Below are 24,610 nucleotides of genomic sequence, written 5' to 3' on the forward strand. Positions count from 1 at the left end.
TACCTAACCCAATGATGACTAGGGTTTTCAAGCTAGGTCAGATGTTTTTTCACCTTATCTGCCTTACCCCAAAAGGTAGGTAAGGTAACCCTTGGTTAGATGGGGAGTTTATATCCTACCTAAGATTTAGCACTACGACCATTGGCTTCATCCTGCTCTAGGTAACTAGGTAGGTATTATTCTTCTTTCTTTGCAAATTCCATTTCCCATGGGCTCTCCCCAAAGAGTGGTCGGGCCAAGTAGCCGTATACCTGGCGTTTGGAGTGTTTCACTTTTTGAAAACCGAAACCCGCCAATGCCCGTCCGATATTGATATGGTTCAATCTAAGATTTAGACAACCGGTTTCAACCATCACATCCGATGCTGTCCTGAAGTCATCCATTTCAGTGGATTTTTCGTAATACTTAGCAACCACTTCCTGCTCGGAGGTTAATTTGGTGTACTTCTTATTTCTTTCTTCGTTCTCTTGGATATCCCCAATGGAGAGTTCGGAATCGAAGTTTGGGTCCAAGTAGCCCAAATGGTAGGCCTGAGACCATACCTTGTTGATATCGATTTCTTTGGAATACGAAAAATCGATTTTTCCCTTGAGCTCAAAGCAGAGCCAACGGACCGATCCGGTCTCATCATTTAAAAAGGATGACATATTGGTGGACCCTACGAACGAACATATTCTCGATAAGGTTGTATTCTTTCTATCATATGGCAGGCGTTCATTTATAAAGGTCTTGGAAAAAAATGACTTTAGGGCATTCACATCCTTTTTGGACAGCACGGCCAGCTCGTCCAGATTATATAAAAAATTCCGACACAGCTGTATCCGTGCATCCTTGTCGTTACTGATGTCCTCGGCCATGTATTCTGCCAATTCGGGTGGACATAGAAAACGACACCATGTGGACTTCCCAGAGTTCTGTCCCGGATGGGAAAGCACAAAGGCCTGCTTGTTGAAGTAGTTCGGTTCCAGGGCACATTTGACAGCACGTACCAACCATTTCTTGAAATGGTAGTGGAAGGCTTCTTTCTCATAGGTCGGCACATAGGAGGCCAAATCCAGGATATAGTCCTTACCGTCCCACCTGGGAAGGTTGGTGAAATATTCCTTAATGGGATTACATTTCGGTATCCACTCCGAACGGATGAGTATCTCCAGTTTTCCGGTCGGGATATCCACCCCCGCTTTAGCGAGCTCTATAATAAGGGAGTTCAGGTTCAGGTAATGCCAATCCCTGGAACCTTTAAGGGCTATCTGGAAATCGTGGGAAATTTCATTGTACATGATATCATACTTGGTCCCTAAATATTCCATGGTGTAGTCATACACCGTTTTCTTCTTTGAATCCTTGACAAAGTACAGGGTATTATCATCCTTAGCCGAAACCATTACCTTCGATTTTAGAATGAGGGCCGTTATGCTTCTCATTGATTTCATCTTGGGACACCCGACTATTTTGAAGAAGCCAATCGTTGAGCTTCTTCCTTTCAAAGAATATCATTTTTCCATTGGGCTTGGAATGCGGGATATTTCCCGCAGCGGTCAGCTTGTACAGATAGCTCCTAGAAATTCCGGTATAGTCACAGGTCTCCTCAAAGGTGAGCACCTCTTTGTTGGCTATCATTAGCCGTTCCAAACGATCCAGTCGTTCAAGTATCAATAAATTGTTCATTTGCTTCTTTTTAAGATTAAAAAATGAACAAAAGCGCTTTTGTTTTCTATTGCAGAATTCTTGGAATAAAAGTAGAGACAAAAGGGAACAAATGTTAACCAATACTATAAATAGTTATTCACAAAAATTTGACAAACAGATAGTTGACTAATTTTATCCAAATACTATCAAATTAAATTTGACTAAATTTTATATGTTTTCAAATGGCTCCATTTGAGGCTAATGGATTTTATGGAATATTGTGAGGATTCGAGTTATTAACAATCGAAAATTAGTTGCAGCAAAATTAAAAATCAGGATTTAGCCTATTTTTGGGTTCTGGACATACTATTGAAGGATTATAATTTCGTAGTTAAATAGATGGTCTATTTAAAATTTTGATTGCGTTACCTGGCATTACTCAATTTGAAATTTTGTCCTTTTGAAGCTCTTTAATTCATTTTAAATCCTATTGTAACCATCTGGTATTCTAAAAGCATATAACAGTTAAAGTATTGTTAAAAAGGTGCCCCTTTCGGTGTCACTGTAAATTTTAACCTTTCAGAACCCCTGAAAACACTAGGTTTTTTTATTTGAAGAAGACCCTCTTCCTCCGCAACCAAGCTCAACGCTTGAAATAAAAAAACCGCAGAGTTTACTCTCGCGGTTTTTTGTTTTTATGACTTTGGCATTTCACCGATACCATTAAAACAACCTAGTTGGCATTTGCTTTTGATGTCAATATCTCTTCACATAAATCACTTTTACAAATTCAATCAAATCCATACCGAAGGATTACCCTTAATTTTATACCTTTTCTGTCTTAACTAAATCAAACTTTAAAGTGATGCGCATAAAACCGCTAGGTGTCATTGGTATTCTCGGACTACTTGTATCGATATCCTGTCAAAAAAAATCCCCAAAACCCACCGAAGTTCCACTAACCATACTGGTGGATTCCATCTATAACGATCAAAAAAGAAAAGAATCCAGCAATATGGCGGCGGTTCACTTGGCAGAAGGCCTGCAACTCAGTCTCTGGGCGCCGGATACGCTGGCGCCAGACCCTATCGCTATGGATATCGATGAAAAGGGCCGCATCTATTTTACCCGGACCAACCGTCAAAAAAATTCGGAATTCGATATTCGAGGTTATCGCCATTGGATGACCGCCTCCAATAGTTTTGAATCCGTTGCGGAAAGAAAAGCATTTTTACATGAAACGTTCGCCCCTGAAAAAAGTGAGGAAAACCTATGGCTGCCCGACCTGAACGATGATGGAAGTCATGATTGGAGAGATTTGGCGGTCGAAGAAGAAGAAGTTTGGCGATTGGAAGATGTCAACGGAGATGGCATGGCAGAAAAAGCCATCCGGGTGGTCCATGACTTTCATTCCGAAGAAACCGATGTGGCCAATGCGCTTGCAGTGGACGGAGAACATCTTTTTGTCGGAGTTGCCCCAAACATGTGGCGTATGGAAGATACAAACGGCGACGAAGTATTCGATACCAAAACAGCTTTGGCCAAAGGTTTTGGCGTCCATATTGGTTTTGGCGGTCACGGTATGTCCGGTGCCATAATGGGCCCCGATGGCAAACTTTATTGGGGAATCGGGGACATTGGAGCCAATATTACCGACAATCAGGGGAATCAATACCCTTACCCCAACCAAGGGGTAATCGTGCGCAGTAATCCTGACGGTTCCGATTTTGAAGTTTTTGCCCATGGACTTAGAAATACCCATGAGTTTGTATTTGATAAATATGGGAATATCATTTCCTCTGATAATGATGGCGACCATCGCGGCGAAAGTGAGCGCTTGGTCCACATTGTAGAAGGTTCGGATGCCGGATGGCGCTCCAACTGGCAATACGGAAAATACACCGACCCAAAAAATAACGGGTACAAGGTCTGGATGGATGAAAAACTATATCTGCCCCGTTGGGAAGGGCAAGCAGCCCACATCATTCCTCCAATAATGAATTATCACAATGGTCCTACGGGGATGCAATTCAATCCCGGAACGGCCCTAGGTTCCGATTGGGCCGACAAATTCTTTTTGGTCGAATTCGTCGGAGATCCTTCCCTTTCCCACATTTGGTCGTTCGACCTAGAGCCGAAAGGGGCATCTTTCGAACTTAAATCCGAAGTGGACATGTTGAGCGGCATTTTGCCAACGGCCATTAAATTTGGCCCCGATGGCGCCCTTTATGTGGCAGATTGGATCAATGGATGGGGAACCAAGAACTCGGGCCGGGTTTGGAAGTTGGATGTTACCGACTCGGAAAATGATTTGGCCCAACAACGTAAAGAGACCCAAAAATGGATGACTGCCGATTTTTCGGAATTGGACAATGACGAGCTTGTGGAGTTATTGGGCTATCCCGATATGCGCATTCGTCAAAAGGCACAATTTCAATTGGCCAAAAGCACTTTCTGGGGGCATCGCAGATTAAAAAAGGTCGCTCAAGAAGATGAACGTAGGTTGGCCCGAATCCACGCTATTTGGGGCATTGGTCAACAAGCGGCCAACGATATGGATAAAGCGGATATTTTGGTAGAGCTTTTAAATGATGAAGATCCAGAAATTATCGCACAAAGTTTAAAAGTATTGGGTGATGTACGTCATCCCCAAGGAATTGACAAAATGGTGGCCCTGCTCGGTTCCGAACACGCAAGGGTACAGTTTTATGCTGCACAAGCATTGGGAAGAATCAAAGCGGAAAATGCCGTGAAACCGCTATTGGATATGTTGGCAAAAAATGCAGATGAAGACGTCTATCTGCGTCATTCAGCTGTTTTGGCCCTATCCAGAATCGAAAAACACCAACCTTTGGCTGCGTTGGCCAAAAGTGACAATCGCTCCCTGAAAATTGCTGCAGTCTTATCATTACGGCGCATGAAACGCCCAGAAGTAGCTGTCTTCTTGAACGATAAAGATGAATACATTGTTACCGAAGCTGCCAGGGCCATCAACGATGATAAGGGAATCCAAGAAGCCCTTGGCGATTTGGCGGCACTGTTGGAAAACCCAAAATTTACTTCCGAACCATTGATGCGACGCGTCATCAATGCATCTCTTCGTGTAGGCGGAGAAAAGCAACTCGATAATTTGATCGCATACGCCAAAAATGCAAATGCTCCTTCCGAATTACGGGGAGAGGCTTTGGCAGCATTGAGTACTTGGACATCGCCCTCAGTAATGGACCGTGTGGACGGATATCATTTGGGAGCGAAAGAAAGACCTCAGGAACCCATCAAAGATAAAGTAGGAGGAAATATCTCCGAATTCTTACAGGACGATAATCCAGAAGTCTTGGTCGGAGCTTTAAAACTATTGTCCGCCCTACAATTAAAAGGTCATGAAGACCGATTGGTGCAACTTTTACGTACCCATCCATCACCCGATGCACGCGCAGAAGCTTTAAATGCGTTGGGCAATACTGGTTACGAACGGTTGGCACAGGCAATGCGCACAGGTATGGGGGATGAAAACGATCAGGTAAGACGAACCGCAGTAGGTTTGATTGGCGAACTTTCATTAACAAAAGAAGAACTGCCCTCCGTGGTAAATCCCATATTCAGTAAAGGCGGAGTTGGTGAACAACAGGCTCTTTTGGAAGTACTGGCAGAAATGCCCATTGAAAAAAGTGAGGTCGTGCTTTCCGATTTGCTCCAAAAAGCTTCACGAGGAAAAATCTATGAAGCTGTAATGCTGGATTTGATGGAAGCAGCGTCCAACAATAATTCAGAAATGGTAAAAGATCAACTAGCTGCTTTGAGCAACCAGGGTTACGGTACCAATGCGTACACAGAAACCTTGTATGGTGGCAGCTGGTGGGCCGGACAAAGTGTTTTCACGAACAACCCTACCGCCCAATGCGTGCGTTGCCATTCCATTAAAGGCTCTGGTGGTCAAGTAGGGCCTCCCATGGACAATATCGGCAACAAATTGACCCGTGAGCAGATCTTGGAAGCTTTGATCGAGCCATCCAAACGGATAGCTCCCGGATACGGAAGCGTGGTTTTGACCCTGACCAATGGACAGGAAGTCACAGGACTTTTGGAAGAAGAAAATGAAGAAGGTCTCATCCTACGTACTTCGGACGCCGAACCGCTCGAAGTAGCACACTCACGTATCCAGTCCAGGCGCAATTTACCTTCGGGAATGCCTGCCATGGGCAAAATGATAAGCAAAAGGGAGCTGCGTGATCTTATCGAATATTTGAGTGGACTCAAAAATGAATAGCTAAACAAAAATCATCATTCCTTTGAAAACCCTACATTATTAATTTTTATGGAGAACGGAAAAGAACTGCGCATTCGTTGCTGGATAGATATTGATGGGAGAAAATTCTTTGGTCCCGGGCGTGCCGAACTGTTGATGATGATCGATAAAAATGGTTCCCTTTCCAAAGCCGCTAAAGAAATGGGCATGTCCTACCGCAAAGCCTGGTCCATGGTGGAAGATATGAACCAAAGAGGAAATCGACCTTATGTGGAACTGCATAAAGGAGGCACCAAAGGTGGCGGTGCCGAATTAACGGAGACAGGAAAGAAGGTGCTTTCAGCCTTCCAGAAAATGACCGATAAAATCAATGAAACCGTTGAGCAACATACGAATGAAATGTTGGGGTTGATCTAAATCTTTATCCCAAAACCGTGCAACAAAATCAGTCGGAATCCCACGTAAAGGACCAAAATACTGGTGAGCACACCCAAAAACTTAAGGTTGAACTTTTTGTTGGATAGATAAGAACCGATACTCCCTCCTATTACTACGGCAACAATAAGTTGAAGCATCAATTCATTGTTTAGTTTGAAGGTGCCTGCAACATTAAGGCCAATTAAACCAGAAATGGAGTTGACCAAGATAAAAACTGAAGCCAAGGAGGCCACTACCCTTGGGTTTTCCCACTTTAAAAGATTCAAAACGGGAGACAGAAAGATACCCCCGCCAATTCCCGAAATTCCCGAAAGCAAACCAATACCACCACCAAGCAATGATTTTTTTGGATTGGAAAATTTTCTCGAGTCCAGTTTTTTCCTGGCAAAGCGAAGCAGCATAAAAACTCCCGCCATTATCAAGGCACCTCCCAAAACTAAGAAGAACACGGTTTGGGACAAGCGTATTTGAGCACCGAGATACGCAAACGGAATGCTCATCACCAAAAACGGCCAAGACAACTTGATATCGAACACGCGGTTACGGATAAAAACAATGGTTCCGATGGTAACCACGCAAATATTCAAGATAAGCGCTGTGGAACGGATTTCATAAAAATCGGTCAGGAAAAGGCTTAAAATGGCCAAATAACTCGACCCGCCCCCAAATCCGACCGAGCTATAAAACAGCGCAATCAGAAAAAAGACAATGGGCAAGTATTCAACCGTCATCAACTATGAAATTAGTTTACACTTGATCAAATCGCCTTTGTTCAATGTTTCCCCTTCCCCCACAAAAGCCAGGGCATTACCCTTTGCCATGGATTGGATCATGGAAGAACCTTGCCCATCCAAAACATCCACTTTTCCATCAACAACAGCTGCTTTCAAAAAAGAGGGACGTCCAAAACGGTTTTCATACGAATGCTTTATAGGAAATTGATAGGTAGGCAAACCAAATTGTCCATGTCCCGATAATTTCTGCAATAACGGTAGCACATAGACATAAAAACAGGTCAATGAAGATGCAGGGTTCCCAGGTAGTGCAAACACAAACTGATTTTGCTTTCTTCCAAAATAAAGCGGTTTTCCTGGTTTTTGAAACACCTTGTAAAACAATTCATTAACCCCGTTTTCTTCGAGGGATTGTTTTACAAAATCGTAATCGCCGACCGATATTCCTCCAGATAAAATCAACACATCGCAAGACTCCAATGCAGATTTAATGCCTGCTTTCGTGGCCTCAAAATCATCTTTTATCTGCGCTTTTTGATGATGCTGAAATCCAAATTGCTGAAGTGCCCCAGAAATCGCGTAGCTGTTGGACTCGTATATCTGTCCTTCGGTTTTGGGTTCTCCCGGTTTTACGAGTTCATTTCCCGTGGTGATGATATTGACTTGTGGCTTGGAAAAGACTTCCAATTGCGATAATCCCAAACTGCCCATCAAAGCCAGTGATGGTGGGTTCAAAACGTGTCCTTTTTCAAATACGGCTTGCCCTTCGGTCAACTGTCCTCCCTTTTTTCGGATGTTCTGTCCAGGCTTGGGCATCTCATCAAGGAACAGCGTGCTGTCTTTTACGGAGGTTTTCTCCTGCATCATCACAGCAGTAGAGTTTTGGGGCACCTTGGCACCCGTAAAAATCCGAACCGCTTCGCCATCTTGCAACGAAATATCTTTGGAATCGCCCGCAGCCACCTCCCCTACCAATCGGTATTCCTGATACAGTCCGCAAAGTGCATAACCATCCATTGCGGAATTATCGAACTCGGGCACATCAAAAGGAGCTGTCGTATTTTTTGAAAGTGCATAACCAAGCGCATCTTCAAGAGGCTTCAATTCCATTTTTAATCTAATTGTTTGGTCTTCAATAATGCGAAGCGCTTCTTCAATCGTAACCATCAGCCTCCTATTGAAATCATTGAACGGTTTTGCTCGTAATGTTCGGCGTCCATTTTCACGTCCATCCCGTCACGAGAATATTTTTTGGATTTAATGGCCTCCAAAATGGTGTTTTCAATCTTTTCCCCATTGCGAAATGGCGTCAACAAATCCGTTTCTGAATTCGCGAACAGACAATTTTTCATTTTGCCATCAGCCGTTAAACGAATACGGTTGCATTCATCGCAAAACGGATTGGTAATGGTGCTCACAATGCCAAAACTGCCTTTGTGTCCCTTCACCCTAAAATTGGTGGAGGTACTGTGCTTTGGATTGTCAAGGGTCTCGATATCACCGAACTTGTCGCCTACGGTCTTTAAGATTTCTTCTTTGGACACCCCTTTGCTCCAGTCCCATTTATTGCCCTTGAATGGCATAAATTCTATGAACTTGGGTGTTATTTTTTTATCCTTGGTCAATGCGATAAAATCGTTGATTTCCTTGTCGTTCACACCCTTGATCAGCACAATATTGAGCTTGATGTCCATATCCATATCCAAGGCCATATTCAAGTTGCGCATAATGCGCTCGTAATAATCACGCTTGGTGATGAAAATGGATTTGGCCTTGTCCAAGGTATCCAGACTAAAATTGATTTTGCGCAGACCGATTTTATCGAACAGGTCCAAATATTTGTCCAATATGATTCCGTTGGTGGTCAATTTTAGGGTAACATCCAGTTTGGCGAGCTCTTCGACCAAAAAGCCAAAGTTTTTTCGAACCAAAGGTTCGCCGCCCGTCAACCGTACCGTATTTACACCCAAATCACGAAATGTTCTTGTCATTTCAATGATTTCCTCCAAGGTCATGATGCTGGGCTTTTCCATCAACTCAATGCCTTCTTCGGGCATACAGTAAAAGCACCGAAGGTTGCATCGGTCCGTTAAAGAAATTCGAAGATAGGTATGTGGCCTACCGAAATTGTCCAGTATTTGTGGTTTTTTTTCAATCATGTCTTTTTCCTTCTATCACTTTAAATGCGTGCAGCACGTGCGGGAAAATCGCGTCCATGGATTCCGCCGCTCCTTTGGTGGAGCCTGGTAGCGCCAATATCAGTTTACCTTCCTTGATTCCCGCGATGGAACGCGAGAACATCGCCAACGGCATTCGATTTTGCCCGTAGCTTCGCATTTGTTCTTCTACTCCTTTTAGTTTGATGTCCAGCAGGGGTTCCAAAGTCTGTGGGGTGACATCTCGTGGCCCCACGCCCGTACCTCCCGTAAAAATCAGCAAGTCTGCGGAAGTGTTCTCCACTTTTTTGATGATTTCCCCTGCTTCATCGGGAATAATGCTTTTTTGGGATGTCACGCCCAAAGCCTTCAATTTCTCAATGATAGCCTCTCCTGCCCTATCCTCTCCTTTTCCTTTGGAAATGGTATCGGAACAAACAACAACATCCGCAGTCAGCCCTTCTGAATTTATTTTGAAAGAGGATTTTCCTCCCTTTTTCGATTTAAGGCGAATGGTGCCGATTTCCACGTTTTTGTCAATCGGTTTCAGCATATCGTACATCGTGAGGGCTACAACGCTGGCTCCGTGCATCGCCTCAACCTCTACCCCTGTTTTGTAAATGGTCTTTACCGTCATTGAGATGGTAATGTCCAAACCATCAATTTCATAATCGATACCCGTATACTCAATGGGTAGCGGATGACAATCAGGCAACAGGTCTGGCGTTTTTTTGACGCCCAACAAACCAGCCGCCTTGGCCATTTCAAACACATTCCCTTTGGGAACTTCGTTGTTTTGAATGGCATCAATCGTAGCCTGACTGCTCGTTTTTACGATAGCTTCCGCGGTGGCTTCCCGCAAGGTGGTTACTTTATGTGTAATGTCTACCATTTACTTGTTTACTTGTTTACTTGTTTACTTTCCATTGATGGGTTTCGTCCTCAAAAATCTCTTTGCCAAATACTGGCACTTTCGCCTTGATTTCCTCTACAAAAAAGTTGGTCGCCTCAATCGCAATTTTTCGGTGTGCTGATGATGTGAACACGAACAGGCACAGCTCTCCTACCTTCACTTTGCCTAAACTGTGATAAATATGGGCACAGGTAATATCGAACTTGGCAAAAGCGGCTTCGCGAATTTCGTGGAACACTTTCTCGGCCATTTCTTCATAAGCTGTGTAATCGATAGCGGTCACGGTTTTGCCTTCCACTTCGTCGGCCCTGATCTGTCCCAAAAAAATACTATGTGCGCCAATATTCGTCTTGCTTTGGTGGTTGGCCACCGAGCTGGCTATTTTTTCGGGGGGAATCGCTCCTTGTACAAATACTTTTTTTGGTTTCTTCTTATCCATCAATAATTGTTTCTATACCGCCTTCCACGTTTTTCAAATTGTGAAAGCCAAATTCATTTTTAAGGATTTCTATGGCGTTCTTGCTTCGTTTTCCAGACTGGCAGAATACAAAGACCTCCTGATTGTTCGGTATCTCTTGGTAGCGTGATGTCAAATCGTCCAAAGGAATGCTCAGTACTTTTTTGCCTTTTGGTTTCGGCTGTTCGAACACTTCGCGTACATCGAGATACCATTGTTCCTTATTTTTCAAATCGCAATCAATATAAACGGGCGCTATCCCGCTCTTGCGAATTTTTTCCACTTCTTCGGGACGCTTGTTTATGTTGATGGTCTGCTCGCTGGCCTGCATCATGTTGATCAACTTTAACTTGCCTGATAGCACCGCGCCCACCCCAAGGATGATTTTAAGAACCTCGGCTGCCTGAAGCGTTCCCAAAATACCAGGCAACACGCCCAATACCCCTGTGGCCTCACAACTGATGTTCTGTCGCGTACTTTTTGGAAATACACAGCGATACGTAGGCCCATTCTTGTAATTGAAGACCGACAATTGTCCTTCATTTTTGTAAATGGAGGCAAAAACCCAAGGCTTATCAGCCAATAGGCAAGCATCGTTGATGAGATACTTCGTTTCAAAATTATCGGTACCATCCAAGACCACATCGTATTGTTGGATGATGCTTTTAGCATTTTCAACGGTCAACGGCTCTTCGTACACTTCAAACTGGACCTCACTGTTCTGTTTTTCCAAACGTTCCTTTGCGACAACAGCTTTTGACTTTCCTACATCCGATTCTTGAAACAGGACTTGTCTATGCAGGTTTGACATATCAACTTTATCGTGGTCCATCAACCCCATCTTGCCAACTCCAGCACCCGCCAAATACATCGCGGCAGGACAGCCCAATCCACCAACACCAACAATCAACACTTTGGCATTGTGTAGCTTCTCCTGACCTTCTAGGCCAACTTCCGTGAGTTTTATTTGTCTGTCGTATCTGCTCATCCTCCTGCGAACGGTGGCAACAAGGCCACTTCATCCCCATCTTTTATGGTTGTTGTATCATCCAGATTTTGGTTTACAGCTATCTGCACGGAATCTTTGTCCGCAATGGACAAACCGTTCAAGCATTGCGCTTTTAGTTCCGAAGCGATAAGCGCTCCATTCAACTCCAAAACCTCTTCGTACTTATCGGCAGCTTCTGCTACCAAACCAAAATATTTAATGGTCACTTTCATCTGTTCTTTTTTTATTTGCTTTTGAGCGGTCAGATGGAATGCCCCTAAACATATCGTTTGGCACATCGGCTTTGATTAATGGGCATTTCATTTTTCCATTTGCTTTAGTTGCCGTACGTCTTCTTCGGTATCCACATCAAAACCTCCTTTTTTAAAGGTTTCCGTACAATACTTAAAATCTTCCAAGCGAGTTAATTTCTTGGCCCCTTCGTCAGCTTCCAATTGCAACAACAAAGGAAATGCTTCCTTACCAAAAATCGCTGGCACTCCAACGTTTTCCCCATATTGGGAATAGGTCGCATTGGGATGTTGCGTCAGTTGCGTATGCACTAGTTTTATCAAGTTGGCTCGTTCCAAAAAGGGTTGGTCGGATACCAGAAACAATACATGGTCCAATCCTTCTTCCTCTGCCATTGCAGCTTCCAGTCCAACCTTGATGCTGGATGCCATTCCTTGCTCCCATTGGGTGTTAATGGCCACTTTAAAACTATTGGCATCAATTTTATCCATAATTTCTTCCCGCTTTGCGCCCAATACCAAAATTTTGGTCTGGAAACCTAGCAAATCCACTTTCTCCAATGCATGGTCCAAAAGGGTTTTCCCTTTGAATTCCACCAACTGCTTTGGTCGCCCCAAACGAGTGGAACCACCTGCTGCCAATACAACCACCGCTATGTTTTCTTCTGCACTCAAAGGGTTATTTTTTGAAATTGATTCTGTTTTGTATCGTGAATCGGCTCGGTTTTCTGCTTTAAAGGTCGTGCTCCTTTGTTGGTGAGCACACTTTGGATTTCCGCCAAAATGGACAATCCGATTTCAGCGGGGGTCTCCGCGCCTATTTCCAATCCTACAGGTGCATGAATCTTTGCCAAATCCTCTTTGGAGACTTCAAGGCTTTCATCCGCCAACTCGTTGAGCATACGCTCATATTTTTTCAATGGTCCCAAGATGCCTATGTAAGGTGTCTCTGGATTTCCTAGCAACAATTTGAGCACCGATAAGTCGTAATTATAATTGTGGCTCATCAACACGAAACAAGTTCGATTGTCTATGTTGATGTTTTTTAGCGTTTCTTCTGGTTTGGTCACAACTACTTGGCATACCCCCACAAAACGTTCTTTGTTGGCGTGCGTGGGACGTCCGTCAGTGACCGTTACTTTCCAACCCAGTAAATCGGCTTGTTGTGCCAAAATCTGGGCATCGTTCCCTGCCCCTACCAAAACCAATTTTACTGGGGGTTGATGTATTTGGATGAATGCAAAATGTGTTTTCTCTTCCGTTGTGACCTCTGCAAAATAGGAAGCATTTTCGTTAATGACCTCTTTGCTTTTAAAAAGCAAGGCTTGTTGCAAATCTTTCGAAATCTGCTGCCCTAAAACCGATTCGTTTTCATCCGTAACCAAAACAGTTCCTTGTTGATGCTGAGCTTTATCCAAATCAAAAACAACGGAAATGGCCATTGGAACTTCTTGTTCGGTTATGGTTTTTAAAAGTTCACAGGGGTTGTTCCCTTCGGTATAATTTATGGGCTCAAACAACACCTGAATGATTCCGTTGCAACCCAACTGCGCTCCGATTACCGCATCTTCCTCATCACTCGTATCGTAAGTGACCAGTTTATTTTCTTGTCTATCCAACGCAAAAAGTGCCTTTTTAAGGGCATCGCCCTCCAAGCAACCTCCGCTTATGGCTCCCGTGATATTGCCATACTCATCAACCAACATTCGTGCGCCCGCTCTGCGGTAAGATGATCCTTCAACATGAACCACAGTGGCCAAAATACAGCGTACATTCTGTGACTTTAGTTCCTGATATTTTTTTATAATGACATCCAACTCCCTCATACCACAGTGGTTTTTAGTTGGTTGATGGCTTTTTTTATCTCAGAAACGGCTTTTTCAATGTCTTCCGTAGACGTGTCTCGCCCTGTACTAATCCGAAGACTTGCCAAGGCAACATCATCCTCAACTCCCATCGCTTTTAACACGTGGGACGGATTCACTTGATTGGCGGTACAGGCAGAACCTCGAGAAACGGCCAAGGTGTTCAAACGACGAAGCAGCTTGGTGCCATCCACCCCATTGAAAGATACATTTGTGGTATTGGGCAACCGCTCTTCATCTTGGCAATTTATGGTTGCTCCGTCTATGGTCAACAACTCCTCCTCCAATTGGCTTTGAAGATTTTTAAATCTTTGGTAATTCTCTTTCAAGCTTTGCTTTGCTATTTCACAAGCTTTGCCAAAACCTACAATACCAGGAACATTCAAAGTACCTGGTCGAACTCCTTTTTCGTGGCTGCCACCGAAAAGATGTTTATCGATGGAAATATTATTGCTTTTATTTAAGTAAAGTGCACCAACACCTTTGGGTCCATATAGTTTGTGTGAGGAGAAAATCGCTATTTCGATTCCCAAATCCTGTAAATCCATTGGAATTTTCCCCGCTGCCTGTGTAATGTCCGACATCACGGGAACATTTTTGGCATGCGCTGTTTCCGTTATGCTTTTTATCGGATGAATAAGACCTGTCTCGTTGTTGGCCAGCATCAAGCAGACCAAAATCGTGGACGGATTTATGGCTGCTTCCAATGCATTCAAATCAATGTTTCCTTGCACATCCACATCCAAATAGGTGACTTCAAAACCATCTGACTCCAACGCTTCCAATGTATCGAGAACCGCTTTGTGCTCCGTTTTGCAAGAAATGATATGGTTTCCCCTGCCCCTGTTCTTTTTGCAAAATCCAAACAACGCCAAATTAGCGGCTTCCGTAGCACCCGAAGTGAAAGTGAGTTCCGTTGATCTACAACTCACAAGCTTTGCCACCTGTTCTCGCGCCGTTTCCACAGCGTCCTCGGCATACCACCCAAAAGAATGATCACTGCTGGCATTGCCAAAATTTTCGGTGAAATATGGCAGCATCGCCTCCACCACCCTTGGGTCCACAGGTGTGGCTGCATTATAATCCAAGTATATTTTTCTAGTTGGCGACAAAATGGAATCGTTATGTTTGCGTGTGCATAACGCAATTTAATAAGAATGAATCAGTATTCAACTATGTTTTTCAAACCATTTAAGAAATAAAATCGAATAAAATTTTTGATGGCTACACTATTAATCGTAATATTGCAATGAATAAATTAAACTGATGGGTCTTACCAAAACAGAAATATTTACCGATAAGCAAAACCAGATTGCAAAGTATGCGAAGGTTCTGGGCCACCCTGCACGCGTTGCCATTTTACAGTATTTGTACAAATTGAATGCCTGTGTTTGTGGTGATTTGGTGGATGAAATCGGTTTGGCTCAACCCACCATTTCCCAGCACTTAAAGGAATTAAAACATTTGGGTCTGATTAAGGGAAATGTTGAAGGTACCAGTGTTTGCTATTGTATTGATGCTGACAACTGGAAGAAAATGAAGACCGTTATGTCCGAGTTTTTGGACCAAGACCTCAATCAAAAAGATTGCTGCTAAAAAAATTTGAACACATTAATCGCAATATTGCAATAAATAGGAATAGTTATGAAGTTAGACGAAGTTAAATCAGCATTGGCCCAATTGGACACCATTGCGTTTCAATTGCCCAACGGGGAGTTGGTCCCCAATCATTTTCATGTGACCGAAGTGGGTAAAATCACCAAGCACTTTATTGATTGTGGCGGTACCGTTCGCCATGAGGAAGTGGTCAACTTTCAGCTTTGGAACGCCAATGATTACGACCACAGACTTCATCCCGAAAAATTGGTGCACATTATTGAACTGTCCCAAAAAACATTGGATATCGGTAATTTGGAGGTTGAAGTGGAGTATCAGGGACAGACCATTGAAAAATTTGCCCTCGATTTTGATGGCACCAACTTTTTGCTCACCACCAAGCAAACGGATTGTTTGGCCAAAGATAAATGTGGGGTCCCTGCGGAAAAACCAAAAGTAAAATTGTCCGAACTGCAAAGCTCAGCATCTTGCACGCCTGGTAGCGGCTGTTGTTAACCCAAATCAAGTTCTTATGTCTCATTATTCGGTGTTGAACGGTTTTATTTCAAATCTGGATGCACAATCCATCACAACGGAGAGAAAGCAAACTTTGTCCCCTCTTGTGGAGTATATTCAGGAAAAGAGGGCTAAAAAAGAGCCAATTCGTCTCAACTTTATCTGTACACACAACTCTAGACGTAGCCATTTATCCCAGATTTGGGCACAAACCATGGCGCATCATTTTGGGGTTCCAAATGTGAGCTGCTATTCTGGAGGAACGGAGGCCACCGCCCTATTTCCCATGGTAGCTTCAACTTTGGCGAACACTGGTTTTGAAGTGCGAATGCTTTCCGAAGGAAAAAACCCTGTGTACGGCATCAAGTTTTCGGAAAATGAACATCCTGTTATCTGTTTTTCCAAACGAATGGATGATGATTTTAATCCAAAATCGGATTTTGCAGCCATCATGACCTGTTCACAGGCTGATGAAGGTTGCCCCTTTGTGCCTGGTGCCGAGAAACGCATTCCGATTACGTACGAAGACCCAAAAGCGTTTGACAACACGCCTCAACAAGCTGAAAAATACAGCGAGCGAAGCAAACAGATTGCCACCGAAATGTTCTATGTGTTTTCCCAAATTCAGAAGTAATGGCAAACAAGAGACTCAGTTTTTTAGATAGAAATCTTACTCTTTGGATTTTTGTGGCCATGGCCGTAGGGGTCGGAATTGGTTACTTTTTTCCAAGTTTTCCCGATTTCGTCAATTCGTTCAGTAGCGGGACCACCAACATCCCTATTGCCATCGGGTTGATTTTGATGATGTATCCTCCCTTGGCAAAGGTCAAGTATTCCTTGCTTCCAAAAGTGTTCAAAAACATAAAGATTCTGTCCATTTCCCTTGTCTTGAATTGGTTTGTGGGCCCAATTTTAATGTTTGTCCTTGCCTTCATCTTTCTAAGGGACTACCCTGAATACATGGTAGGACTTATTTTGATTGGTTTGGCCCGCTGTATTGCCATGGTGCTTGTTTGGAACGATTTGGCCGAAGGCAGCAGCGAATATGGCGCTGGTTTAGTGGCCTTGAACAGTATTTTCCAAGTTTTTGCCTATAGTTTTTATGCGTGGTTGTTCATCACGCTATTGCCTCCCTATTTTGGGTTTGAAGGAGCCATTGTGGACATTTCCATCGGGACGATCGCCGAGAGCGTGGCCATTTATCTTGGTATCCCTTTTTTGATGGGAATTTTGAGTCGTCAAATCTTGGTGAAATCTAAGGGCGAAGTTTGGTACACTAAAAAGTTTATTCCCGCTATTTCGCCCATGACCTTGATTGCCCTTTTGTTTACCATCGTGATCATGTTTTCATTGAAAGGTGAATTGATTGTGCAAATACCCATGGATGTCTTGATTATTGCAGTTCCCTTATTGATTTATTTTGCCTTGATGTTCATTATCGGCTTTTTCACCACAAAAGCGATGGGTGCCGAATACGATAAAACCGCTTCGGTGGCCTTCACCGCAGCAGGAAACAACTTTGAACTCGCCATTGCGGTTGCCATTGCCGTCTTCGGATTGAACTCAGGCCAAGCTTTTGCAGGCGTTATCGGTCCTTTGGTTGAAGTGCCAGCGTTAATTTTATTGGTCAAAGTTTCATTTTGGCTTAGAAAAAAATATTTCAATCCTAAAAAAGTAGAACTTCAAGGTTAAATCACCATTTTAAAAATTCATGGAGTTTAGTAAATTCGACTGCATAAAAAATTTCAAACAAACTAAACTCATTATGATTAGAAGAATAGCTTTTCTTGGATTATTGGCATTACTACTGTCCTGCAATTCAAAAAAGGACGATGCCCAACGTGAACTTGGCTTGGTTTACAATGTTTTAAGGGATTTTGACATTGAGAATTATGAGATTTTTTCAATGAACCTCGATGGGTCAGACAAAAAGAACATTACAGACCTATACCCAGTGGATTGGACCTACTACTCGTATATGGATACCTTGTATTTTATTTCGGATAGGGGCGCTTGCAAGCGCTGCTATTTTTTGTACAGGACCAATTTTAATGGGGAAAATGTTCAAAAAGTCACCAATCTGGAGCTGGCCGATAGTTGGATGAGCAGCAGAAAGGACGGCACCGAGCTTATTGTAAAGCCCAAGCTGATTACGGAATCAACTTTTTATGTTCTAAACCAAAAAGGTGAAATCATAGATCGACTGGACACAAAACTTCCTTTTGCAGCGGATCCCTTGTTTGTAAATGATGGCAAGCAGGTCGTTTTTAGGGGAGGAAAAACGGTCCGTAAAGAAATCAACGGCTTCGAAGAAGAGCTTTACATTATTGATGCGGATGGAAAAAACCGAAAGCAACTTACCCAATATCCCGAAAAAGATACAACAGCAGGTAAATATGAATACAGGGCGGGTGCCCCAAAACTCCATCCAACGGAAAACTTTGTTTCTTACCAAAGCAAGCAAAATGGAAAATACAGCTTATATGCCGTTAGCTTGGATGGAAGCAAAACATGGAAACTTACGGAAAATGAGCAAAACGAAGGATGGCACGATTGGAGTCCCGATGGCAAATGGCTGGCCATTGAACTTTTTGACGACGAACAATCCCAGTTTCATATTGGTTTAATGAATTGGGAAACGAAAGAGATGCAAATTCTGACCGATGATGCTTTTAAGTTTCAACAGGCCCCGAACTTTATCTATAAAAATTGATTTTGTAAGAAAATTATTTCAATTTTAATATCAAAAGTGCATTTCATCGATAAAATCAACATTTTTCTTATTTGAGTCAGGAGTTTTTGACTTTCGATTGTTCTTTTAGTACAACAGAGAACAGGGATAACTATGCCCAAAAATTAAAAACCCCATACTATGAGAACAAAGATTTTTTATGCACTTTTAATGGCCTTTGGTATAACGTTTACGAGCTGCTCCGAAGATAACGGAACTCGTGGCTCCGACGGAACGGGAACATTATCCATACAATTGACCGATGCGCCATTCCCTTATGATTTGATTGCCGAAGCGAATGTTACAATTTATAGAATCGAAGCCAGAAAAGTTCAGGATGACGATGATTCTGATGAAGAAGCGCTTACCATAAGTCCATATGTTCCACTTATGGAAGAAGAGATTGATGTCAACCTTTTGGAGTTGACAAACGGTATTACCCAACAGTTGGCGGAAATTGAGGTGCCCGCAGGTTCTTACGACCTTGTTCGCGTTTATGTAAAAGGAGTCAACGTGGTTTTGACCGATGGAACCGTTTATGATCTGCAAGTCCCCAGTGGAGACTCTTCTGGAATTAAAGTGTTTGTTGACCCAGCTATTACAGTGGTCGGCGGCCTATCTTCCGATTTACTTTTGGATTTTGATGTAAGCCGTTCCTTTGTTGCCAAAGGTAATATTGAAACCCCTGCGGGAATCAATGGATTTAACTTTAAGCCCGTTATCAAAGCTAGCAATCTATCAACAGCTGGAACACTTGCGGGTAACGTAAGTACGGTTGAAGAAGAAATGGCCATAGCCTTGGAAGGTGTGCAAATATCCGTTTTTGCTGCAGATACTTTGAACACAACATCCTTTACAGATGTAGATGGCAACTATGCCATTTTAGGTCTTGATGCAGGATTTTATGAGGTTGTAGCGGAATTGGATGGCTATCTTGCAAGCGATACCTTGGATGTGGAAATTAACGCCGCGAACATTACAACTCAAGATTTTACGCTTGATGTAGACCCAGATGCCGCAACAGAAGAAGAAACTACCGGAGACGGAAATTAATTTTAAGTTTTAATTCAAAAGAAAAGGCCGGGGGAATTTTCCCGGCTTTTTTATTTCCTAAAAACATGGGGGAGAAATAAGAATCAATTCCTTTCCAAATAATCCGCCACGAAATCGGTCAACGCTTGACCATGAAGGTTTTTTGCCAATACCCTACCCTGATTGTTCAACAGGAAATTCGCAGGTATTGTGTTCAAACGCAACGAATCCATAAAAGGATTTTGATCCCCCTTCAAATGCGAAGCATGCATCCACCGGTAGGCCCCATCCTTATTGATGGCATTCTCCCAAGCAGCTTTGTTGCTTTCCAAGGCGTAGGCAATTATTTTGAAATCCTTGTTCTTGTATGTTTCCCATAGAGGCACCAAAACATTCCTGTTCTCCGTGCGGCATGGCGCGCACCATGAGGCCCAAACATCCAATAAAACCAATTTCTGGCCTTTTAGGATATCATGTAAAGGAAGAAGACCGTTTTCCCTCATCGGCAATTGCAATTGAGGCACGATATCACCTATCAAAACGGGAAAGTTTTTCTTATCGGCAATCTTGGCCAATTCCTTTACCCAGGGTTCGTCAGGATGTAATTTGCGCCACTTTTGGGACTGTTCGTAAACAAGCTCCGGGATACGCTCATAGTTTCCCTGCGGGCTGGTCCACCGGAGCGCGATCAACCCTGCAAACAGTTCCGGAGTAGATTCCGAAAAGTCCAACAATGCTTTCTGATAGTTGAAAAGATTTTTTTCGCGGCCCAACAAATCCTCTTCCGTCGAAGTTTCTTCCTTCTGATTCTCCAGGTACTTTGTAAATGCGCTCAAGCGCAGATCTCTCAATTTGAGTATGGCTTCGTTGACCTGTGATGGTTGTTCCATGCCAAAGGTGGGCTGGAACCTATCCACATCCGCATATACCATCATCTTGGTTTCTGGTTGATAGACCAATGGCATATAGTTATCCGTTGTAGGATCCTCATTGATCAATTTACTGGGAAACTTCTCCCCTATTTTTTGAACTGCAATTTCCAATACTATCGATCCACCGACATCTGGCCGTACCGAAAACTCAAAATGACCGTTTGGTCCCACGGAGGCCGAATCCAGTACCTTCCCTACAAAACTTTGCGCCACTTCGTCGAATCTTTCCGGTTGTATCAGATAGACCATTTTTTTCCATTCCCCTCCCCTGGACAAATCCAAGGTTCCGGTCAACCACGCCTCCTCGGCACACGATTGAAAAAGTAGTAGCGACAGTAACACTATTTTGAACAAGTATCTCATGATTGTAAAATTAACTCATTCCCTTATGTCGTTCCATGAAACTTTCTCCCGATTACGTCCCAAAATCTTTTTTAGGCCAATTTGGGCCTTTTATGGTTATGTATAACAGAACGTTACGACGAAGACAGCAATCAACATAATCAATAACATTATGAAAACAAACAAAATTCTCAATGCCATTCTTAGGATCGTACCCGCCGTAATTCTATTGCAAACTTTATTTTTTAAGTTTTCCGCAGCGCCTGAATCCGTTTACATTTTTAAAACCTTGGGACTGGAACCTTGGGGAAGAATCGGTCTGGGCATTCTCGAACTAGTAGTTGCAATACTTATTCTGGTACCCAAAACCACATGGGCAGGTGCTCTTTTAGGTTTGGGAATCATGGGAGGAGCCATCTTTTCACATCTCACCCAATTGGGCCTTGTGGTACAGAATGATGGTGGCGTTTTGTTCCTATTGGCCATGATTACCTTTGTTTTTTGTGCTATTTTATTGTGGAAACACAAAGACCAAATACCTTATTGGAACAAGAAAAGCAATTCCAAAATATAAAATGTTCCCCTTATGGTAAACCTTATATATGTACTGTTTTGATTCCACTTCGTCAATCATCAAAATTTTTATCCCACAAGTGGAAAACCAATGTATGGTTAATCCCGTCGGCACCGTATCTTTGTCAAAATAGTCGGCATTGCCATGATTAAGGAAATATTTACGACAATATTGTTTTTGATAGCCGTTATAGACCCGCTTGGTTCTGTCCCTGTTTATCTGGAAGCCACAAAACAGCTAGATGAAAGGCATAAGAAAAAAGTGGCGATAAGAGCTTCCATCGTAGCATTTGCCATTCTTTTGTTTTTTATCGTGGTAGGGCAAATTATTTTGGAAGGTATGAATGTGACCCTGGATGCGTTTCAGATTTCCGGGGGCGTGATTCTTTTCCTTTTTGCGCTCACCATGATTTTTGGAGAAGGAAAACCAGAATCCGAAAAACACCTTATCAAGGATTACAAACACGTCACCATTTTCCCCGTCGCCATTCCATCCATAGCCTCCCCGGGAGCCATTATGGCAGTGGTGCTTTTAACGGACAATCATCTATACACTATCCAGCAGCAGGCTCTCACCACTTCGTTGGTGCTTGTAGTGGTTATAATCACAATGGTCATACTTTTAGGCGCAAACATGGTACAGAAAAGAATTGGCGAATATGGAATCACCGTTATCAGTAAGGTAATGGGGTTGATTCTTGCTTCTTATGCCGTTCAAAGTATTTTAAGCGGGCTAAAAGACTTTTTTGCGGTCCTAGAGTAAGGGGTTCTCAAAAAGCAGTTAAACTACCCAAAAAGAACGTTTAAACGTATTTTATCGACCCAAGGAGTGTTAAACACCGAAAAAATATTCGATAAAATGCACTTTTTAATCGTTAAAATCAAAAACCTATGAAAAATTGATAAGTATTCGCGTCAATAGTTTTTGATCTTTGCTATGTATTAACCCCCAAATCTATACATCATGACACGAAAAACTTTTTACAGCCTACTTATCACAGGAGTGATACTAGTCAGTCAGAACATTATTGCACAGACAAACAAAAGCATGATCGACGGTGCCATGCAAGGTAACGTTTCAACAGTTGATGGATATGTTCCATCCATGTCGATCACCAAAGATGGAAAAACAGCCTATTTTAGCAAAGGCACCTACAAGAAGCCCCTTTACGGAGTTTTCTCTAAAAAAGAATTGGTATATGAGGTATACCGTGCCGAAAATGTGAACGGAGAATGGACCAATATTACAAAATTGGATGTATGTCCCGAGCACTATTCAGCAAAACACCCCACCATTTCCGGTGATGGAACCCGATTGTTCTTTGCCTCGAACATGAGAGGAAGCTACGGAAAATATGACATTTATGTTGCGGACATCGCCGCGGACGGAACTCCTGGGGTATCCAAAAATCTTGGCCCAAAAGTAAACACTAAAGAAGACGAGCTGTACCCTAGCATCTATAACGAAACCCTATTGTTTTTCGCTTCCGAAGGAAGAGATGGGTACGGAGGATTGGACCTTTATGCTTCACAAGTAGTAAAGAACACGCTTACCACATCGGTGAACTTGGGCAGTCATATCAACAGCGATAGCGATGAATACGCCATCCAATTGAGCCCAGAAGAGAAATTGGGCCTAGTGGTGTCCAACCGAGGATTCAACAACACCGTATCACAATATACTGTGGCCTACGGACGTTCAAACAAACAGGATAGATACAACGATGTTGCGGAAAGGGATGCAGGACTCCAAACCGTAATGAATGATCAAGCCTACGAAGTGGTAGATACTTCGTTCCAAGATGAACAATAAGATATTAAGATTGAATTCGAATCGGTCAACAAACCTGAAGTGTCCATTGATGTTGTTTCATAGCCGAGATTAGAAACACTCATGACCATGATAAGAAAGACAGGGGGAAACTGACAGACTATCATAGAAAGCGGGTTGTATTATTTCAATCTGACCGATTTTACCAAGAATAGGATGCTGATGGGACGGCATCCTATTTTTTTTATGCAATAAATTGAATTACAATTATTTACACTCCACCCGCACCGCGTTCCCCTCCTCTATTCCAGATAAATGGCTTTTACCGAAAGTGCATTTGAACGAAAATCACTACAAAAAATTCCCTGATTAGTTTAAAAATTCTAAATTGACTTGTGAAATAATACAATCCCAAATCTATTAAGTCATGAACAGAAACTACAACTCTCGGAAAAAAGGCGTCCCAAAACCTCTTTTCAATTTACTTTTTTGAGGAAACATCACCTCGACTAAACACAGATTTTAGTACTTGATCCCTTAGGGATTACACCTGTTTTGAAGAAATTCAGGCTACCAAACAATGGATATTGTATTGGCCGTTTGTTAAATTCAATCGATGTGCTGCATTGGTTTGGACCATCTTCAAAATCGAGATGAAGGACAACTATGTCCAAAACTTAACCTACGAGTATCTTATGTAACATTATTATCCCCCAAAATCTTTCTTATCATGAAAACAAATACCTTAAAAATTGCCATCATCGACAATGATGATACGCTTGGCGGCAGTTACAAACAGTATTTTCAAGAAAACGAGGAGTTTGAACTTCTCGGCGTTTACAGCTCCGTTCAAGGACTACTTTCAAATTTTGGCCGTTCCCATCCGGACATTATAATCTGCGAGGCCATGCTGAACGGAATTTCGGGCATTGATGGCCTTGATTACTTTTACCGAAAGAACAAGGACCTTAAAGTCCTGATGATGAGCAAAAAAAATGATTTCAAGCTCATTAAAGAAGCTTTCAAGAAAGGAGCCAGTGGCTATCTTATTAAGCCAGTGACCAAGGAACGTCTTTTTAATGCGCTCGATACACTAAGCTTGCACGGAATTGCACTGGAACTGGATGTGGCCAAAAAGATCATCAACTCGTTCCAAACAAAATCCTTCGATGTCTTCTCTAAAAAGGAAAATCAGATCATAGAGCTGCTCACCCAGGGATTCACCTACAAAATGATCGCCGATAGACTATGTGTAACGCCCAGTGCCGTGAATTTCCACATTCAGAATATTTATGTAAAACTGAACGTGAACTCCAAATCGGAAGCTTTGCGGAAGCTCAAAGAGATGGAAATACAGCAATTGAACGCTGCGTAAATTGAAAATTCCTATAAACAAAAAACCCTGACGAAATCGTCAGGGTTTTTCTATTTATATAACTA

The 24,610-nt window shown here is 42.7% G+C and carries 25 protein-coding genes; 12 read left to right on the top strand and 13 right to left on the bottom strand.

All coding sequences use genetic code 11. The annotated features are described in order from the left end of the window. Positions 1–176: 176 nt before the first annotated feature. Positions 177–1,385, bottom strand: coding sequence for a VapE domain-containing protein (locus SD449_RS03170; protein WP_318308687.1), 1,209 nt, complete (start codon positions 1,383–1,385; stop codon positions 177–179). Further along, a complete protein-coding gene (locus SD449_RS03175; RefSeq protein ID WP_318308688.1) occupies positions 1,372–1,668 on the bottom strand; it encodes a helix-turn-helix domain-containing protein in 297 nt (98 codons plus the stop codon). The genes SD449_RS03170 and SD449_RS03175 overlap by 14 nt, the downstream gene beginning before the upstream one ends. Before the next feature lie 826 nt (positions 1,669–2,494). Between SD449_RS03175 and SD449_RS03180 the strand changes: the two genes are divergently transcribed. Further along, complete coding sequence (locus tag SD449_RS03180) at positions 2,495–5,896, top strand: HEAT repeat domain-containing protein (protein ID WP_318308689.1); 3,402 nt, start codon at positions 2,495–2,497, stop codon at positions 5,894–5,896. 48 nt (positions 5,897–5,944) lie between these two features. Continuing rightward, on the top strand, positions 5,945–6,292 hold the full coding sequence (locus SD449_RS03185; protein WP_318308690.1) for a winged helix-turn-helix domain-containing protein: 348 nt from the start codon (positions 5,945–5,947) through the stop codon (positions 6,290–6,292). Here SD449_RS03185 and SD449_RS03190 read toward each other — a convergent pair. The 10 genes from SD449_RS03190 to SD449_RS03235 form a co-directional block, all read right to left on the bottom strand. Beyond that, a complete protein-coding gene (locus tag SD449_RS03190) occupies positions 6,289–7,044 on the bottom strand; it encodes a sulfite exporter TauE/SafE family protein (protein ID WP_318308691.1) in 756 nt (251 codons plus the stop codon). The genes SD449_RS03185 and SD449_RS03190 overlap by 4 nt on opposite strands. Positions 7,045–7,047: 3 nt before the next feature. Beyond that, positions 7,048–8,214 (bottom strand): molybdopterin molybdotransferase MoeA, encoded by a 1,167-nt coding sequence (locus SD449_RS03195; RefSeq protein ID WP_318308692.1) that lies wholly within the window; start codon positions 8,212–8,214, stop codon positions 7,048–7,050. Further along, entirely contained in the window at positions 8,214–9,206 is a 993-nt protein-coding gene (gene moaA, locus SD449_RS03200) for a GTP 3',8-cyclase MoaA (protein WP_318308693.1), read from the bottom strand. Before moaA ends, SD449_RS03195 begins: the two co-directional genes overlap by 1 nt. Beyond that, positions 9,199–10,095, bottom strand: a complete 897-nt coding sequence (gene moaCB, locus SD449_RS03205) for a bifunctional molybdenum cofactor biosynthesis protein MoaC/MoaB (RefSeq protein ID WP_318308694.1) — start codon at positions 10,093–10,095, stop codon at positions 9,199–9,201. Before moaCB ends, moaA begins: the two co-directional genes overlap by 8 nt. A 16-nt stretch (positions 10,096–10,111) precedes the next feature. After that, a complete protein-coding gene (locus SD449_RS03210; protein ID WP_318308695.1) occupies positions 10,112–10,555 on the bottom strand; it encodes a molybdenum cofactor biosynthesis protein MoaE in 444 nt (147 codons plus the stop codon). Further along, on the bottom strand, positions 10,548–11,561 hold the full coding sequence (locus SD449_RS03215; protein WP_318308696.1) for a HesA/MoeB/ThiF family protein: 1,014 nt from the start codon (positions 11,559–11,561) through the stop codon (positions 10,548–10,550). Before SD449_RS03215 ends, SD449_RS03210 begins: the two co-directional genes overlap by 8 nt. Next, complete coding sequence (locus tag SD449_RS03220) at positions 11,558–11,794, bottom strand: MoaD/ThiS family protein (protein WP_207033342.1); 237 nt, start codon at positions 11,792–11,794, stop codon at positions 11,558–11,560. The genes SD449_RS03215 and SD449_RS03220 overlap by 4 nt, the downstream gene beginning before the upstream one ends. 87 nt (positions 11,795–11,881) lie before the next feature. After that, complete coding sequence (locus SD449_RS03225; protein ID WP_318308698.1) at positions 11,882–12,487, bottom strand: nucleotidyltransferase family protein; 606 nt, start codon at positions 12,485–12,487, stop codon at positions 11,882–11,884. After that, positions 12,484–13,638: an XdhC family protein gene (locus SD449_RS03230; RefSeq protein WP_318308699.1), complete on the bottom strand. Its 1,155-nt coding sequence runs from the start codon at positions 13,636–13,638 to the stop codon at positions 12,484–12,486. The genes SD449_RS03225 and SD449_RS03230 overlap by 4 nt, the downstream gene beginning before the upstream one ends. Then, complete coding sequence (locus SD449_RS03235) at positions 13,635–14,765, bottom strand: cysteine desulfurase family protein (protein WP_318308701.1); 1,131 nt, start codon at positions 14,763–14,765, stop codon at positions 13,635–13,637. The genes SD449_RS03230 and SD449_RS03235 overlap by 4 nt, the downstream gene beginning before the upstream one ends. Positions 14,766–14,943: 178 nt before the next feature. Here SD449_RS03235 and SD449_RS03240 point away from each other — a divergent pair, with 178 nt between their 5' ends. The 6 genes from SD449_RS03240 (at position 14,944) to SD449_RS03265 (ending at position 19,573) form a co-directional block, all read left to right on the top strand. Next, positions 14,944–15,273: an ArsR/SmtB family transcription factor gene (locus SD449_RS03240; protein WP_318308702.1), complete on the top strand. Its 330-nt coding sequence runs from the start codon at positions 14,944–14,946 to the stop codon at positions 15,271–15,273. Positions 15,274–15,321: 48 nt separating this feature from the next. After that, a complete protein-coding gene (locus SD449_RS03245) occupies positions 15,322–15,789 on the top strand; it encodes a DUF6428 family protein (RefSeq protein ID WP_318308703.1) in 468 nt (155 codons plus the stop codon). Positions 15,790–15,805: 16 nt separating this feature from the next. Further along, a complete protein-coding gene (locus tag SD449_RS03250) occupies positions 15,806–16,423 on the top strand; it encodes an arsenate-mycothiol transferase ArsC (RefSeq protein ID WP_318308704.1) in 618 nt (205 codons plus the stop codon). Beyond that, complete coding sequence (arsB, locus tag SD449_RS03255; protein ID WP_318308706.1) at positions 16,423–17,481, top strand: ACR3 family arsenite efflux transporter; 1,059 nt, start codon at positions 16,423–16,425, stop codon at positions 17,479–17,481. The genes SD449_RS03250 and arsB overlap by 1 nt, the downstream gene beginning before the upstream one ends. Positions 17,482–17,554: 73 nt before the next feature. Then, a complete protein-coding gene (locus tag SD449_RS03260; RefSeq protein WP_318308708.1) occupies positions 17,555–18,502 on the top strand; it encodes a hypothetical protein in 948 nt (315 codons plus the stop codon). Positions 18,503–18,661: 159 nt separating this feature from the next. Beyond that, the gene (locus tag SD449_RS03265) at positions 18,662–19,573 is read left to right on the top strand and encodes a DUF4382 domain-containing protein (RefSeq protein ID WP_318308710.1); all 912 of its coding nucleotides are present in this window, start codon (positions 18,662–18,664) and stop codon (positions 19,571–19,573) included. 83 nt (positions 19,574–19,656) lie between these two features. Here the strand turns inward: SD449_RS03265 and SD449_RS03270 are convergent, their stop codons facing one another. Next, positions 19,657–20,847, bottom strand: a complete 1,191-nt coding sequence (locus SD449_RS03270; RefSeq protein WP_318308711.1) for a TlpA family protein disulfide reductase — start codon at positions 20,845–20,847, stop codon at positions 19,657–19,659. 151 nt (positions 20,848–20,998) lie between these two features. Between SD449_RS03270 and SD449_RS03275 the strand changes: the two genes are divergently transcribed. The 4 genes from SD449_RS03275 to SD449_RS03290 all read left to right on the top strand — a co-directional run bounded on the left by SD449_RS03275 (position 20,999) and on the right by SD449_RS03290 (position 24,545). Further along, on the top strand, positions 20,999–21,400 hold the full coding sequence (locus SD449_RS03275) for a DoxX family protein (RefSeq protein WP_318308712.1): 402 nt from the start codon (positions 20,999–21,001) through the stop codon (positions 21,398–21,400). Positions 21,401–21,547: 147 nt separating this feature from the next. Continuing rightward, the gene (locus tag SD449_RS03280) at positions 21,548–22,162 is read left to right on the top strand and encodes a MarC family protein (protein WP_318309187.1); all 615 of its coding nucleotides are present in this window, start codon (positions 21,548–21,550) and stop codon (positions 22,160–22,162) included. Positions 22,163–22,363: 201 nt separating this feature from the next. After that, the gene (locus tag SD449_RS03285) at positions 22,364–23,212 is read left to right on the top strand and encodes a TolB-like translocation protein (RefSeq protein ID WP_318308713.1); all 849 of its coding nucleotides are present in this window, start codon (positions 22,364–22,366) and stop codon (positions 23,210–23,212) included. Between the two features lie 688 nt (positions 23,213–23,900). Further along, positions 23,901–24,545: a response regulator transcription factor gene (locus tag SD449_RS03290; RefSeq protein WP_318308714.1), complete on the top strand. Its 645-nt coding sequence runs from the start codon at positions 23,901–23,903 to the stop codon at positions 24,543–24,545. Positions 24,546–24,610 lie beyond the last annotated feature (65 nt).

Origin of the sequence: Flagellimonas crocea (assembly GCF_033441595.1) — a bacterium.
Taxonomy (GTDB): Bacteria; Bacteroidota; Bacteroidia; order Flavobacteriales; family Flavobacteriaceae; genus Flagellimonas; species Flagellimonas crocea.

Bases quoted from the DNA above. Each gene is read 5' to 3' on its own strand.
- SD449_RS03170 (WP_318308687.1), bottom strand. From the start codon at position 1,385: ATGGTTTCGGCTAAGGATGATAATACCCTGTACTTTGTCAAGGATTCA.
- SD449_RS03175 (WP_318308688.1), bottom strand. From the start codon at position 1,668: ATGAACAATTTATTGATACTTGAACGACTGGATCGTTTGGAACGGCTA.
- SD449_RS03180 (WP_318308689.1), top strand. From the start codon at position 2,495: ATGCGCATAAAACCGCTAGGTGTCATTGGTATTCTCGGACTACTTGTA.
- SD449_RS03185 (WP_318308690.1), top strand. From the start codon at position 5,945: ATGGAGAACGGAAAAGAACTGCGCATTCGTTGCTGGATAGATATTGAT.
- SD449_RS03190 (WP_318308691.1), bottom strand. From the start codon at position 7,044: ATGACGGTTGAATACTTGCCCATTGTCTTTTTTCTGATTGCGCTGTTT.
- SD449_RS03195 (WP_318308692.1), bottom strand. From the start codon at position 8,214: ATGGTTACGATTGAAGAAGCGCTTCGCATTATTGAAGACCAAACAATT.
- moaA (WP_318308693.1), bottom strand. From the start codon at position 9,206: ATGATTGAAAAAAAACCACAAATACTGGACAATTTCGGTAGGCCACAT.
- moaCB (WP_318308694.1), bottom strand. From the start codon at position 10,095: ATGGTAGACATTACACATAAAGTAACCACCTTGCGGGAAGCCACCGCG.
- SD449_RS03210 (WP_318308695.1), bottom strand. From the start codon at position 10,555: ATGGATAAGAAGAAACCAAAAAAAGTATTTGTACAAGGAGCGATTCCC.
- SD449_RS03215 (WP_318308696.1), bottom strand. From the start codon at position 11,561: ATGAGCAGATACGACAGACAAATAAAACTCACGGAAGTTGGCCTAGAA.
- SD449_RS03220 (WP_207033342.1), bottom strand. From the start codon at position 11,794: ATGAAAGTGACCATTAAATATTTTGGTTTGGTAGCAGAAGCTGCCGAT.
- SD449_RS03230 (WP_318308699.1), bottom strand. From the start codon at position 13,638: ATGAGGGAGTTGGATGTCATTATAAAAAAATATCAGGAACTAAAGTCA.
- SD449_RS03240 (WP_318308702.1), top strand. From the start codon at position 14,944: ATGGGTCTTACCAAAACAGAAATATTTACCGATAAGCAAAACCAGATT.
- SD449_RS03245 (WP_318308703.1), top strand. From the start codon at position 15,322: ATGAAGTTAGACGAAGTTAAATCAGCATTGGCCCAATTGGACACCATT.
- SD449_RS03250 (WP_318308704.1), top strand. From the start codon at position 15,806: ATGTCTCATTATTCGGTGTTGAACGGTTTTATTTCAAATCTGGATGCA.
- arsB (WP_318308706.1), top strand. From the start codon at position 16,423: ATGGCAAACAAGAGACTCAGTTTTTTAGATAGAAATCTTACTCTTTGG.
- SD449_RS03260 (WP_318308708.1), top strand. From the start codon at position 17,555: ATGATTAGAAGAATAGCTTTTCTTGGATTATTGGCATTACTACTGTCC.
- SD449_RS03265 (WP_318308710.1), top strand. From the start codon at position 18,662: ATGAGAACAAAGATTTTTTATGCACTTTTAATGGCCTTTGGTATAACG.
- SD449_RS03270 (WP_318308711.1), bottom strand. From the start codon at position 20,847: ATGAGATACTTGTTCAAAATAGTGTTACTGTCGCTACTACTTTTTCAA.
- SD449_RS03275 (WP_318308712.1), top strand. From the start codon at position 20,999: ATGAAAACAAACAAAATTCTCAATGCCATTCTTAGGATCGTACCCGCC.
- SD449_RS03285 (WP_318308713.1), top strand. From the start codon at position 22,364: ATGACACGAAAAACTTTTTACAGCCTACTTATCACAGGAGTGATACTA.
- SD449_RS03290 (WP_318308714.1), top strand. From the start codon at position 23,901: ATGAAAACAAATACCTTAAAAATTGCCATCATCGACAATGATGATACG.